At 68.5% G+C, this 11,719-nt stretch carries 17 protein-coding genes; 7 read left to right on the top strand and 10 right to left on the bottom strand.

The features are described 5' to 3' along the window. Positions 1 to 14: 14 nt before the first annotated feature. From QZ709_RS19015 to QZ709_RS19040, 6 genes are all read left to right on the top strand, one after another. A complete protein-coding gene (locus QZ709_RS19015; protein ID WP_294639098.1) occupies positions 15 to 314 on the top strand; it encodes a ferredoxin family protein in 300 nt (99 codons plus the stop codon). Positions 315 to 355: 41 nt separating this feature from the next. Next, on the top strand, positions 356 to 679 hold the full coding sequence (locus tag QZ709_RS19020) for a (2Fe-2S) ferredoxin domain-containing protein (RefSeq protein ID WP_294639100.1): 324 nt from the start codon (positions 356 to 358) through the stop codon (positions 677 to 679). Then, positions 673 to 1,167, top strand: a complete 495-nt coding sequence (locus tag QZ709_RS19025; RefSeq protein WP_294639102.1) for a hypothetical protein — start codon at positions 673 to 675, stop codon at positions 1,165 to 1,167. Before QZ709_RS19020 ends, QZ709_RS19025 begins: the two co-directional genes overlap by 7 nt. An 85-nt stretch (positions 1,168 to 1,252) precedes the next feature. Further along, complete coding sequence (locus QZ709_RS19030; protein ID WP_294639104.1) at positions 1,253 to 1,804, top strand: PEP-CTERM sorting domain-containing protein; 552 nt, start codon at positions 1,253 to 1,255, stop codon at positions 1,802 to 1,804. Between the two features lie 134 nt (positions 1,805 to 1,938). Next, positions 1,939 to 4,125 (top strand): phosphocholine-specific phospholipase C, encoded by a 2,187-nt coding sequence (locus tag QZ709_RS19035; protein WP_294639106.1) that lies wholly within the window; start codon positions 1,939 to 1,941, stop codon positions 4,123 to 4,125. 29 nt (positions 4,126 to 4,154) lie between these two features. Further along, the gene (locus QZ709_RS19040; RefSeq protein ID WP_294639108.1) at positions 4,155 to 4,835 is read left to right on the top strand and encodes a PEP-CTERM sorting domain-containing protein; all 681 of its coding nucleotides are present in this window, start codon (positions 4,155 to 4,157) and stop codon (positions 4,833 to 4,835) included. A 5-nt stretch (positions 4,836 to 4,840) separates the two neighbouring features. On the opposite strand, the gene modD is transcribed toward QZ709_RS19040, so the two are convergent. Then, positions 4,841 to 5,686 (bottom strand): ModD protein, encoded by an 846-nt coding sequence (gene modD, locus QZ709_RS19045; RefSeq protein ID WP_294639110.1) that lies wholly within the window; start codon positions 5,684 to 5,686, stop codon positions 4,841 to 4,843. A gap of 100 nt (positions 5,687 to 5,786) precedes the next feature. Beyond that, positions 5,787 to 6,419 carry a hypothetical protein gene (locus tag QZ709_RS19050; protein ID WP_294639111.1) on the bottom strand — a complete coding sequence of 211 codons (633 nt, stop codon included), beginning with the start codon at positions 6,417 to 6,419 and terminating at the stop codon, positions 5,787 to 5,789. Positions 6,420 to 6,526: 107 nt separating this feature from the next. Between QZ709_RS19050 and QZ709_RS19055 the strand changes: the two genes are divergently transcribed. Continuing rightward, on the top strand, positions 6,527 to 7,168 hold the full coding sequence (locus QZ709_RS19055) for a TetR/AcrR family transcriptional regulator (RefSeq protein ID WP_294639112.1): 642 nt from the start codon (positions 6,527 to 6,529) through the stop codon (positions 7,166 to 7,168). Here the strand turns inward: QZ709_RS19055 and modC are convergent. The 8 genes from modC to QZ709_RS19095 all read right to left on the bottom strand — a co-directional run. Continuing rightward, on the bottom strand, positions 7,143 to 8,249 hold the full coding sequence (gene modC / locus QZ709_RS19060; RefSeq protein WP_294639113.1) for a molybdenum ABC transporter ATP-binding protein: 1,107 nt from the start codon (positions 8,247 to 8,249) through the stop codon (positions 7,143 to 7,145). The two genes, QZ709_RS19055 and modC, sit on opposite strands and share 26 nt — an antisense overlap. Then, the gene (modB, locus tag QZ709_RS19065) at positions 8,242 to 8,940 is read right to left on the bottom strand and encodes a molybdate ABC transporter permease subunit (protein ID WP_294639114.1); all 699 of its coding nucleotides are present in this window, start codon (positions 8,938 to 8,940) and stop codon (positions 8,242 to 8,244) included. Before modB ends, modC begins: the two co-directional genes overlap by 8 nt. A gap of 3 nt (positions 8,941 to 8,943) precedes the next feature. Further along, positions 8,944 to 9,720, bottom strand: a complete 777-nt coding sequence (gene modA, locus QZ709_RS19070; protein ID WP_294639115.1) for a molybdate ABC transporter substrate-binding protein — start codon at positions 9,718 to 9,720, stop codon at positions 8,944 to 8,946. Positions 9,721 to 9,894: 174 nt separating this feature from the next. After that, positions 9,895 to 10,200 carry a ferredoxin III, nif-specific gene (gene fdxB, locus QZ709_RS19075; protein ID WP_294639116.1) on the bottom strand — a complete coding sequence of 102 codons (306 nt, stop codon included), beginning with the start codon at positions 10,198 to 10,200 and terminating at the stop codon, positions 9,895 to 9,897. Between the two features lie 16 nt (positions 10,201 to 10,216). Further along, positions 10,217 to 10,411 carry a CCE_0567 family metalloprotein gene (locus QZ709_RS19080; protein ID WP_294639118.1) on the bottom strand — a complete coding sequence of 65 codons (195 nt, stop codon included), beginning with the start codon at positions 10,409 to 10,411 and terminating at the stop codon, positions 10,217 to 10,219. Positions 10,412 to 10,467: 56 nt separating this feature from the next. Further along, positions 10,468 to 10,950, bottom strand: coding sequence for a NifX-associated nitrogen fixation protein (locus QZ709_RS19085; protein ID WP_294639119.1), 483 nt, complete (start codon positions 10,948 to 10,950; stop codon positions 10,468 to 10,470). Further along, on the bottom strand, positions 10,943 to 11,362 hold the full coding sequence (nifX, locus tag QZ709_RS19090) for a nitrogen fixation protein NifX (protein WP_294639121.1): 420 nt from the start codon (positions 11,360 to 11,362) through the stop codon (positions 10,943 to 10,945). The genes QZ709_RS19085 and nifX overlap by 8 nt, the downstream gene beginning before the upstream one ends. Continuing rightward, on the bottom strand, positions 11,359 to 11,719 hold a 361-nt coding region (locus tag QZ709_RS19095; RefSeq protein ID WP_294639123.1), incomplete at its 5' end, for a nitrogenase component 1. The genes QZ709_RS19095 and nifX, both read right to left, overlap by 4 nt.

Here is an 11,719-nt window from a genome sequence, read left to right on the forward strand (position 1 = left end):
TCCAGGAGACCCTCATGACCCCGATTGCCGTCAACGTCGAAGAGAAGCTCTATCAGAACCGCTACAAGGTGGACGCAGGCCGCCCGCACATCCGCATCAAGGACACCGAGGTGTGCCGTTCGGACTGCCAGAACCGCGCGTGCACCTTTGTCTGCCCGGCCAGTTGCTACAAGACCGAAGGCAACGGCGCGGTCACGCTGATCACCGACGGCTGCCTGGAATGCGGCAGCTGCCGGATCATCTGCTCCGAGCACCGCAACGTCGAGTGGGAGTACCCCCGCGGTGGGCACGGCATCCTCTTCAAGTTCGGCTGAGCGCGCCGCCTCTTCTGCATCCCCCCACCCCGGAGCCCCTCATGTCCCGCCCAGATCGCAGTGTGTTCGTGTGTTCCCAGCAGCGGCCCCCCGGCCACCCACGCGGCTGTTGTGCCGCCCAGGGCAGCCAGGCCGTGCTGCAGGCCTTCTGGAAAGAACTGCAGGCTCGCCAGGCCTACGACCAGGTCGGCGTGACCTACTCCGGCTGCCTTGGTCCCTGCGATGGCGGGGTCAACGTCGTGGTCTTTCCCGACAGCGTGCTCTACAGCCGCGTGACGCCCGACGACGTGCCCGAGATCTTCGAAAAGCACCTGCTGGGCGGAGAGGTCGTGACCCGTCTGGCTGCATCGGCGGGGTCATGGTGAACCTCCTCACCGGCGAGGCCTCGAGCGACCTGTTCGGCGGCGACGTCCCGCCGCAGGCACGCCACCTGGTCGACCAGGCCCGCACCGAAGCCAACCCGCAGCGCGCACTGGCGCTGCTGTGGACCGCCCAGGTGTGCGCGCCGGAGTGCCCCTCGCTCTACTACCTGCTCTACAAGTTCCACGCCCGCCATGCCGACTTCGAGCAGGCCGAACTGGCTGCGCTGAAGGGGCTGGATGTGGCCGCCGCGCAGGCCGGCCTGCCGGACGACTGGCGCACGGTGACGCCCGACATGGCCGACTTTCTGGCCCCCGGGCCAGCGCGCTTCTGGGTGTTCACGCTCAAGGCGCTCGCCTACATCCGGCTGCGCTGCCAGGACCGCGCTGCGGCCGAGGCCTATCTCGCCAAGGTCCAGGAACTGGACCCGCTGGGCGGCAGCGGCGCGGGGGTCATCGAGGCGCTGCTGAGGGGCAGCGGCAACCCGGGCTGAGGGGTTGGCAAGACGACCTCCCCCTGATACGGTGAATCCGCCCCCGATCCAAGGGGGCAAACATTCACATTGACAGGGGAATCACATGACATTGATCAAGAAGCTGACCCAAACGGGTCTAGCGACGCTCGGCCTGGTCGCAGCAGTGAGTGCCCATGCCGACCTGGCTGCCGACCTCAAAGGCACCTGGACCGGAACCTGGGACATCACCCAGTGGTACAACGGCAGCACGCCGATCGAAGGCGAGCCGTTCTCCGCGGCCGTCACGCTGGTGATCGGCACCGGTCCGGGAAGCGGCACGCTGCACGTCGACCTGCCTGCCGAGTTTGGCCCCGACGATGCCGTGGACTACACCGGCGTGGTTACGGGCATCGGCACCGGTCCGGATGGAACCGGCATCCGCCTGGAGGTGAGCTATCCCGAGTTGTTCGCGGACGGCGTCGGCGCGCTCCTGCTGGGGTCCCGCCTGGGCAACGTGCTGTCCGGCACCTACACCGAACTGAACATCCCCATCGAGAACTACCTGCACTGGAGCGGGCCGATCACGCTGACCACGCCGGTGCCCGAGCCGGCCGGGCTTGTGCTGGCGGCTGCCGGCCTGGGAGGCCTGTGCTGGCGTCAACGGCGCAGCGGCTGAGAGACGGCGTGACCGATCTTCCCCTGCGCTGATCGGTCCCCACGGCGCCATCGGCGTTTCAATCTCGGTTCCTAGAGTGGCATGAAGCCCCGCCCCTGAGGCGGGTTTTCTTCATCCCTCGGGAACCGACCTTCATGACACAACAAGATCGCCGCAGCTTTCTGCGTAACCTCGGCTCGGCCGTCGGCGCCAGCGCCGCGCTCGCCAGTTTCCCGCCGGCCATCCAGCGCGCCCTCGCCATCCCGGCGAACCAGCGCACCGGCACCCTCCACGATGTCGAGCACATCGTGATCCTCACGCAGGAGAACCGCTCCTTCGACCACTACTTCGGCACGCTCGCCGGGGTACGTGGCTTCGGCGACCCGTTCCCGATTCCCGTGATGGACCGCGTCGGCACCTTCACCCGCAAGTCGGTCTTCGTCCAGCCCATCGGGGGCGGCGCACCGGTTCCCGGCCGCCCCAACTGGGGCAGCACCCGCACGGCCATCGCCCCCTTCCACCTCAACACCGAACAGGACTTCTCGGTGATGCGGGTGTCGGGCACGCCGCACTCGTGGCCGGATGCCCAGGCTGCCTGGGACCACGGCCGCATGAACGACTGGCCCAAGGCAAAGCAGAACCACTCCCTGGGCTATTTCAAGGAAAGCGACCTGCCCTTCCAGTTCGCGCTGGCCCGGGCCTTCACGCTGTGCGACCACTACCACTGCGCCACCCAGACGGGCACCAACACCAACCGGCTCTTCCTGTGGAGCGGCCACAACGACCCGCTTGCCGTCGCGGGCGGTCCCTCGACCGACAACAGCCGCGACTGGTTCAGCCTCGACCGCAACACCGACTACACCTGGACGACCTATGTCGAGCGGCTGCAGGACGCAGGCGTGAGCTGGCAGGTCTACCAGAACATGGCGGACAACTTCACCGACAACCCGCTGGCCGGCTTCCGCCCCTTCCGCGACGCCTGGTACCTGCGTCCGGGCTACTCACGTGCCCTGCGCGAGCGCGGCATCAGCACGCGTGATCTGGACCTGCTCAAGGCCGATGTGCTGGCCAACCGCCTGCCTCAGGTCAGCTGGATCATTGCCACGGCCGAAGGCTCGGAGCACCCGGGCCCGTCCAGCCCGGCCCAGGGCGCGGACTACACCGCCCGGGTGCTGGACGCCCTGACCGCCAACCCCGAGGTGTGGAGCAAGACCGTCCTGCTCATCAACTTCGACGAGAACGACGGCTTCTTCGACCACATGCCCCCGCCTGCCCCGCCCTCGTACCTGCGCTATGACGCCAACCCGGCGCAGGCCCAGCTGGCCGGCGGCTCCACCGTGGACACGGTCGGCGAGTACCACCACAACCTGAACGGCTCGGACCCTCAGTATCACCGCCGTCCTTACGGCCTGGGCCCGCGCGTGCCGATGTACGTCGTGTCGCCGTGGACGAAGGGCGGCTGGGTCAACTCGCAGGTGTCCGACCACACCTCGGTGATCCGCTTCATCGAGGCCCGCTTCGGCGTGCAGGAGCCCTTGATCTCGCCGTGGCGCCGCGCCGTGAGCGGGGACCTGCTGAGCTGCTTCGACTTCGCACGCCCCGAGGACAACCCCTTCACCGACGACCTGCCCAGCACCACCGCCCGCCGCCTGCGCGCGATGGCCCTGCCCGGCACGAAGACCCCGGCCACGCCGACCTCGCTGCAGGCCCCCGTGCAGGACGCCGGCATCCGCCCGGCGCGTCCCCTGCCCTACGACCTGAAGGCCACGGCCACCGTGTCCGGCAAGGGCGTGACGCTGCGCTTCGAGAACCAGGGACAGGCCGGCGCCGTGTTCCACGTCTACAACCGCAAGGCGCTGGCCGAGGTGCCCCGCCGCTACACCGTGGGCGCCGGCGACACGCTGGACGCACTGTGGGCGATGAGCGCGGGCACCGCGTACGACCTGTGGGTGCTGGGGCCGAACGGCTGGCACCGCCATGTCACGGGCACCACACCGGCCGCAGGCACGACCGCACCGCAACCCGCTGTCGAAGTCAGCGGCGATCCAGTCCTGCGCGAACTGGTCGTCACGCTGCGCAACGACGGCCAGACGGCAGCCACCTTCACCCTGCGCACGCTGCGCTACGAAGACGGCGCCGTTCAAGAGGTGGTGGTGCCGGCCCGCAGCCAGCACACGCTGCGCCGCCCCCTGCCTGAGCACTGCTGGTACGACCTCAGCGTGCGCGTGTCGCAGCTGGCCGGCTGGAGCCGCCGCTTCGCAGGCCATCTGGAGACCGGTGAGCCCTCCATCAGCGACCCGGCCATGGGCGGCGCGGCCGTGCTCGACCAGTTCCAGATCTGACGCTTTCTTCTAGAACCTTGCAACACACCATGAACACCATCCAGAAACTGGCCTTTGGCGGCCTGCTGAGCCTGGCGCTGGGCGCCCACGCCGCCGTTCAACTCAACGACAACCTCATCGTCAATGGCGGTGCCGAATCCGGTGTCTCGGGCTGGCTGGCCTTCGACGGCTACAGCCTCTTCCAGTCCGTGGACTACGGCGACAACTGGGTCAAGCCCACCCAGCCCGGCCCGGTCGACCGCGGCAGCAAGATGTTTGCAGGCGTCGGTGAACGCAGCGCCGGATACCAGACCGTCGAACTCGGCACGCTCGCGGGGCAGCCTCTGCGGTATGAGCTGAGCGGCTGGCTCGGTGGCTGGCTGGCACAACAGGACAACGCGCTGCTGTACGTTTCCTTCCTCGACCAGACACAGTCCGAGATCGGTTACGCCATGATCGGGCCCATGATGCCGGGCGATCGCGGCCAGCAGACCGGCCTGTTCAGGCTGGCGGACAGCGGTGTGCTGCCCATGGGCACCACCTCGCTGATGTTCTCGCTGTCGATGGAGCGCCTGTCCGGTGGCGACAACGACGGCTACGCAGACAACCTGTCGTTCGTGCTGCAGGCTGCGCCGGTCCCCGAGCCGGCCTCGGCGTGGCTGGCCCTGACGGGCCTCGGCATCGTCGGCGTGGCCGCCGTGCTGCGCCAACGCCGCCCCGCGCGCGGCTGACGCGTTCAGACGTCCCGCGAGAAACGCACCTCTACATCCCGCGGGGGTGCGTGGTACGGGGCCGATGTCACCAGCATATCGGCACCCGCATCGGCATAGGCCACGGCGTTGTCTCCGTGGACGCCGCCGGCCACCGCCAGAACCGGATGCAGCCGGCTGGTGTGCAGCGCCAGGCGGCACGCCCGCACCGCCTCTGGCGAGAACCGTTCCAGCTGAAGCACGTCGGCACCCGCCTCGGCCAGCGCCAGCGCCTCCTCCATCGAGCCCACCTCGGCCACCACCCGCTTCTCGGGCTGCAGCTTGCGCAAGCGCCCCACGGTGTCGTCCACGCTGTGGTCCACGAACAGGCGGTGCTCGGGAAACAGCAGCACGGTTTCGGACAGGCCCAAGCGGTGCATGACGCCCCCGCCCGCGTGCACCGCCTTGGCGGCCAGTGCGCGGGTGCCCGGAAACGCCTTGCGCGTACACGCCACCTGTTGTGCGTGGCCTGCGGCCCGCAACACGGTCACGATGCGGGCCACGGCACTGGCAATGCCGCTGCCGTACTCGACCAGCGTCTGCGCCACCTTCCATGCCAGCAACAGGCCCGGCGCGGGGCCATGGGCCGCCAGCAGTTCGGTGCCGGCCAGCACGTGCCGGCCCGTCGGCGTGCTCACGTGGGCCTGCGCCCCGCACAGCTGGAACAGGCGCACCGCCTCTTCGCTGCCACACACCGTCATGGGCTGGCGGGCGGCAAACACGACCCGCCCCGGCACATCGGGCAGGCCCAGGCTGTCGGTGGTGAGGTCACCGTAGGGCGCGTCCTCATGCAGCAGCGCCTGAAGGACGACATCGCTCAGCACGGATGGCATGGCATCTCCTCAGCCGGCCTTTTGCCGGCGCATGCCGCATGTTCTCACCGTGGGGCTGCCCGTGTTTTGCGGCAGGCCAATGCCCACCCGGCCGACGCGCTCAGCCCGAACGAGAAGGGACCGACGACGTCCGATGCACCACGGCACACCACACGCGAAGAGACGCCGCCAGCAGCAGCAACAGCATCGGGATCGTGTACACCGGATCCATCAGCGCCCGCTTGCCGTAGGCCACCGCGAAGCTCAGCCACAGATAATGGCTCCCCCATAGGTGCAAGCGCGCCCACACCACCTTGCCCATCACCGCGGCGACACGGTCATGGGACGACGCCCCCATGGCCCATAGCACAGCATAGGCCAGCGCCCCCGTCACCACGGTGGCAGCGGGCACCAGCGTATGAAACAGTGCCGGATCGACACGACGCAGCAAGAGAATGCAGACCAGGTGCACGGTGTGCGAGGCCACGAACAACAGTCCCCACTGCCGTCGATGGCGCCGCACCCATGCCGAGGCGGGCCCCGGCCGGAGCTGCCAGACCGCACCGGCGGTGTAAGCCATCAGAAAAAAGACCAGCGACAGCCGGGCCGTGGCGCGTATTGCCATGCGCAGGTTCTCGGTGTTCAGGCCGCTGGCCAGCAACGCCAGGCAGATCCCGAACAGCAAGACCACCCCGGGCCACCAGGGCCCATGGCGCATGAACGGCGTCGGACGGGAGGAGCGGTCTGTGGGCATGCGGATCTCCGGGCTGGCCCTTCGAACGGGCAGTGAGGGCCGATGCTAGTCAGCCGGTCACGCCGCGCCAAGCAAAATGCGCACTGCTTACATTACGGTGCTTCCATATGCATGCTTCCCGCCCGTTCCACCATGGCAACCTGCGTCAGACGCTGATGGAGGCCACCCTCGTCATGGCTTCAGAGACCGGCCTGGAGCAGGTGAGCCTGCGCGAGGTGGCCCGTCGCATCGGCGTTTCTTCCGGCGCCCCGTTCAGGCACTTTCCCGACAAGCGGGCCCTGATGACGGCCATCGCGGAAGAGGCTGTCCGCCAGCTTCACGTGATCGTCGAGCGGGACCAGCAAGCGTGCCCCGGGCCGGCCACCCAGCGACTGAAGCAACTGGGGCGCAGTTTCATTGCTTGGGCCATGCGCCACCCGACCCAGTTCCGTCTGGTGTCGAACCGGGCGCTGTTCGATTTCGAGCGATCCGACAGCCTGGCCACGCATTTCGCCGCAGTGCGGGACACGACGATCCGGCTGGTGGGCATGGCGCAGCAGGAAGGCGCACTGCCTCGCGGGCCCACTGCGGCGGACGTGGCACTCGCCTTGCGAGGCAGTGCATACGGACTGGCGCGCATGGCCGTCGACGGACAGCTGCCCCAGTGGGGCGTGGCACTAGCCGATCAGGAACAGGCGGTCACGCGCGCGCTCGACCTCATCCTCGACGCCATGTCGAGGGCGGTCAGCCCATCAGGGCCGCCCCCTTGACCTGCGCGAACACGGCCTGGCCTTCATGCAGTTTCAGGTGCAGGCAGGACCGGCGCGTGAGGCGGGCCAGCAGCACAGGCGCCTGGGCCGGCGCCTGGCCGCTCTCAGGGCCGGGCAGCAGCGCCAGCCGCAGGGTCACGGTGTCCGGCCCGTCCTCGCGCAAGGCCACGATGCGCGCCGGCAGGATGTTGGCGATGCTGCTGTCGCGGGCGTGGCTGAGCGACACGCTCACATCGCGAGCCAGCACGCGTATCCGCACCTGCGAGCCCGGGGCATGGGCACACTGCCCCACCCAAAGACACAGGCCCTGGAGCGCGAGCCGGCTCTGGCCGAAATCCGGGTCATGTGCCATCACGGTGGCCTGCAGCACCGAGGCAGCCTCATCGAGCTGGCTCAGCGGCAGATCCAGCCGCGACAAGGTCTCGGCCGCCGGCCCGGCCGCCTCGACCCGCCCTGCCCGCATCAGCACCAGGTGGTCCGCGAGGCGGGCCGCCTCGTCCAGCGCATGCGTGACGTACACCAGCGGCACGCCCGACTCACGGTTGAGGCGTTCGAGATACGGCAGGATCTCGGCCTTGCGTGCGGCATCGAGTGCCGACAGGGGCTCGTCCATCAACAGCAGGCTCGGACTGGTGAGCAAGGCGCGTGCGATCGCGACCCGCTGGCGCTCACCGCCCGACAGCGCCTCCGGCATCCGCCCCAGCAGGTGCCCGATGCCCAGCAGCGCCACGGCCTCGTCCACCGCCACGCGGCGCGATGCCGCCGGCACGCGCCGCCAGCCGTACATCAGGTTGGCTTGCACGGTGAGGTGGGGGAACAGGCTCGCTTCCTGAAAGACGTAGCCGACGGCACGGCGGTGCGTCGGCACCCACACCCTCGCCGCGTCGTCCTGCCACACCTCACTCGCCAGCGCCACCCTCCCCCGGGCGCGCTCCAGACCGGCCAGCGCACGCAACACCGTGGTCTTGCCGCACCCCGAGGGGCCGAACAGCACCGTGACCCCACGGGCCGGCAGGCGCAGCGCCACATCCAGCTCGAAACCAGGGTGCACCACACGAAGGTCGGCTTGCAACTCAGGCATGGCGCGCTCCGGCGCGCAGCCCCGTACGGCCCGACAGCAGGTACAGCAACCACATCACGCCAAAGCCGAACAGCACCATGCCCCCCGCCAGCACATGGGCCTGGTCATACTCGCTGGCCTCGACATGGCCATAGAGGGCGATCGACAGCACGCGCGTCACACCGGGAATGTTGCCACCGATCATCAGCACGACACCGAACTCACCCACCGTGTGCGCAAAGCCCAGCACCGCAGCCGTCAGAAAGCCGGGCCGTGCCAGCGGCAGGGCCACGGTGATGAAGCGATCCCAGGGGCTGGCCCGCAGCGTGGCGGCCACCTCCAGGGGGCGCCGGCCCATGGCCTCGAAAGCCTGGTGCAGCGGCTGGACCACGAACGGCAGCGAGTGCAGCACCGAGGCCGCCACCAGCCCTTTGAAGGTGAAGGGCAGCAGCCCCCAGCCCATATCCTGCATGAAGCGCCCGACCGGGCCCTGCGGGCCCAGCAGGATGAGCAGGTAAAAGCCGATCACGGTGGGGGGCAACACCAGCGGCAAGGCCACGATGGCCGCCACCGGGCCCTTGAAAGGAGAGCGCGTGTGGGCCAGCCACCATGCCACCGGCGTTCCCAGCAGCAGCAGCAACGCGGTGGTCACACCGGCCAACTCGGCCGTCAGGACCAGGGCCTGGACGTCTTCAGGCTGCAACCACGCCATGGTTCACAGCCCGTAGCCGTAGGCCTTGATGACGGCCCGGGCCGGCTCGCTGCGGAGGTAGGCCAGCAGCGCGGCTGCGGCCGGATTGCCAGCCCCCTTGGTCAGGAGCACAGCGTCCTGGAGGATGGGGGTGTACAGCCGGGCCGGCACGACCCACCAGGAGCCGATCGACGGCTTGTCGGGCACCGCGACCTGAGACAGCGACACGAAGCCGAGATCGGCATTGCCGGTGGCCACGAACTGATGCGCTTGCGCGATGTTGGCGCCCTGAACGATCCGCGATGCCACGGCGTCAAGCACCCCCAGGGCCCGCAGCACCTCGACACCCGCCGCCCCGTACGGCGCCGCCTTGGGATCGGCAATGGCCAGCCTGCTGAAGCGTCCCGTCGTCAGCACATTCCCTTGCGCGTCCACGAGGCCCGGCTTGGCGCTCCACAGCACCAGCGTACCGACGGCATACGTGAAGCGCTGCCCCTTGACCGCCAGCCCCTCCGCTTCCAATTTCTTGGGTGTCTCGTCGTCGGCCGCCAGCAGCACCTCGAACGGGGCGCCCGCCTGGATCTGCGTGTAGAACTTGCCCGTCGAGCCGGTGGCGGCCACGGCCTTGTGGCCGGTCTGCGCCGCGAAATCGGCCGCGATCTTCTGGAACGGCCCGGCAAAGTTGGCAGCCACCGCCACCTGCACTTCACCTGCACCGGCCAGTCCGCAGGCCGCCAGGCCCAGGGCGGCCGTCAAGACCACCCGTCGTGCAGTGGGCCGCCAGGCCATGAGCCTCTTCATGGGCGGTGTCCTTTCAACCAGGGTGCGGGCACGCGACAGGGTGCGACAGACAAGAAGCGGAACATGGCAGCAGAGGCGACAGACCGGGAAAACAGGGTACAGGCCGCTTGTATACCGCACAAAGCGCCCTGCCGTGTCGTCTCAACGCAAACCCGCCCGCTGGGCCTCCCGGCCTCACACGGTGGCGGGTGCGTGCGTGTAGCACTTCTTCGGGCAGATCTTCGAGCACGCCGTGCAGCCGATGCACAGTTCCTGGTGCGCGATGGTCATGACCTTCTTCTCGTACTCTTCGTCCTCGTCGTCATCGTCCGAGATCGACACACGCTCGCCTTCGTCATTGAGCCCGACCAGCTCGAGCACACCGCGTGGGCACACCTTGAAGCAGCGACCGCAGCCGATGCAGGTGGCCTCGTTGATGTTCTGGACGAACTTCGGCTCCCAGCGCTCGCCACTGGGCATGGTGACGGAAAAGGTGCTCATGGCCACGCCCCGTCGCTCAGGCGCTCGCCGCGGCGGCGGCCTTGCGGGCTTCCATCAGCGCGGCGTGGGCGTCATGGCAGCGCTGCGCCACCTCCAGGATCTTCTCCCAGTGGGTGGGCAGCTCCTCGGACAAGTCGTGCAGGTCCATCTTGGCCTGCGTGGCCTGGGCATTGAGCTTCTTGAGCCGGGCCTTGAGTTCATCGGCGTCCATGGGGTTCACTCCGGATGCAAAAAACATGAAGGGCGTCGGGGCCGCTTGCCGGGGCATCAGGCCCCGTAGTTCGCCACGGCCGGGTAGTCGCGGATCATCGCGACGCCGTCGGACACGAACTTGCCACCCGCCTCGGCCAGCTTGGCCAGCGAAGCAAAGCCGAAGCGGTGTACATCCCGCAGCTGCTTGTTCACCACCACCAGCCGGCCCGCCAGCAAGACCATGCGACCGAAGCCTTCGTGACTCATCTTCATCATGGGCGTGACCATGTTTCCGGTCTCGCGTTCGATGGCCACCCCGATGGCGTTGTAGAAGAGCTCCACGCGCCACAGCGTCTCGGGATCCGGATCCCCGATGATCGGGATCTCGCGCCGCTGCTCGGGGGTGAGGATGTAAGGGTTCAGCAGCGTGCGGTCGCTCTTGCCGTCCCAGGTGCCGTGCGTGTCCTGAGCGCGGAGCATCTTGACCAGCTCGCGCACGAACGGCGTGGTCATCAGCGCCTCGTCGGTGGGCGCATCGATCGTGGTGGCGTCAGCCATGGTTGACCTCGTCTTCGTCTTCAAAGTGGGAAACCGGCGCGGCCTGCCCTTTGAGCAGGGCCTTGCGCAGCCAGGGGGGCGGGGTGCCCTTGAGCACCTCCTGCAGCTTTTCCAGGATGTCCAGAATGGGCTCGGGTTGCGGCACCTTGATGGGGTGGATCTTCACGGCCACGACACGGGCCGCCGCCGAGCCGCCGATGGCCGCCACATACAGGATGGCGCAGTCGTGGATGGCTTCCAGCTTGGGCGCCAGCTTGTCCTCGTCGCCGTCTTCTTCCAGCTTGCCGCCGAACTCGAAGTTCTGGACGAAGTGATAGCCCTCGGGTGTCACGTCGTACACAGCCAGGTTCTTGGCCCAGCCGAAGTGCGCGTCCACGCGCTGCTTGTCCTGGGTGCTGAAGGCGACTTTCATGATGTCACTCCGTCTGTGGTGGGGGTGGTCGAGCAGGCCTGAGGACGGGCCACGCGCCGCGCGGCGTCGGGCAAGGGCCAGGTGTCGGGCTCGGCATGCGGAAGGTGGGCCATCATCAGATTGGCCACCTCGAAGATGAACTGGCGCGTGCCCCGGTAGCCCACCATCACGCGGTGCGCATTGCCGATGCGGTCGAACACCGGAAAGCCGAGGCGGAAGAAAGGCTTGCCCAGCCGCTCGGCCGCCTGCCGGCCATGAGAGTGGGTCATCAGCAGGTCGCAGCCTCGGGCCCCTTGCTCCAGGTCCTCCAGGTCGCCGACCAGCGCCAGCTCGGCGGGCAAGGTGTCGAGCGCGGGC

It is taken from the genome of uncultured Aquabacterium sp., from assembly GCF_913773725.1.
Classification (GTDB): Bacteria; Pseudomonadota; Gammaproteobacteria; order Burkholderiales; family Burkholderiaceae_C; genus Aquabacterium.

Bases quoted from the DNA above. Each gene is read 5' to 3' on its own strand.
- QZ709_RS19015 (WP_294639098.1), top strand. From the start codon at position 15: ATGACCCCGATTGCCGTCAACGTCGAAGAGAAGCTCTATCAGAACCGC.
- QZ709_RS19020 (WP_294639100.1), top strand. From the start codon at position 356: ATGTCCCGCCCAGATCGCAGTGTGTTCGTGTGTTCCCAGCAGCGGCCC.
- QZ709_RS19025 (WP_294639102.1), top strand. From the start codon at position 673: ATGGTGAACCTCCTCACCGGCGAGGCCTCGAGCGACCTGTTCGGCGGC.
- QZ709_RS19030 (WP_294639104.1), top strand. From the start codon at position 1,253: ATGACATTGATCAAGAAGCTGACCCAAACGGGTCTAGCGACGCTCGGC.
- QZ709_RS19035 (WP_294639106.1), top strand. From the start codon at position 1,939: ATGACACAACAAGATCGCCGCAGCTTTCTGCGTAACCTCGGCTCGGCC.
- QZ709_RS19040 (WP_294639108.1), top strand. From the start codon at position 4,155: ATGAACACCATCCAGAAACTGGCCTTTGGCGGCCTGCTGAGCCTGGCG.
- modD (WP_294639110.1), bottom strand. From the start codon at position 5,686: ATGCCATCCGTGCTGAGCGATGTCGTCCTTCAGGCGCTGCTGCATGAG.
- QZ709_RS19050 (WP_294639111.1), bottom strand. From the start codon at position 6,419: ATGCCCACAGACCGCTCCTCCCGTCCGACGCCGTTCATGCGCCATGGG.
- QZ709_RS19055 (WP_294639112.1), top strand. From the start codon at position 6,527: ATGCATGCTTCCCGCCCGTTCCACCATGGCAACCTGCGTCAGACGCTG.
- modC (WP_294639113.1), bottom strand. From the start codon at position 8,249: ATGCCTGAGTTGCAAGCCGACCTTCGTGTGGTGCACCCTGGTTTCGAG.
- modB (WP_294639114.1), bottom strand. From the start codon at position 8,940: ATGGCGTGGTTGCAGCCTGAAGACGTCCAGGCCCTGGTCCTGACGGCC.
- modA (WP_294639115.1), bottom strand. From the start codon at position 9,720: ATGAAGAGGCTCATGGCCTGGCGGCCCACTGCACGACGGGTGGTCTTG.
- fdxB (WP_294639116.1), bottom strand. From the start codon at position 10,200: ATGAGCACCTTTTCCGTCACCATGCCCAGTGGCGAGCGCTGGGAGCCG.
- QZ709_RS19080 (WP_294639118.1), bottom strand. From the start codon at position 10,411: ATGGACGCCGATGAACTCAAGGCCCGGCTCAAGAAGCTCAATGCCCAG.
- QZ709_RS19085 (WP_294639119.1), bottom strand. From the start codon at position 10,950: ATGGCTGACGCCACCACGATCGATGCGCCCACCGACGAGGCGCTGATG.
- nifX (WP_294639121.1), bottom strand. From the start codon at position 11,362: ATGAAAGTCGCCTTCAGCACCCAGGACAAGCAGCGCGTGGACGCGCAC.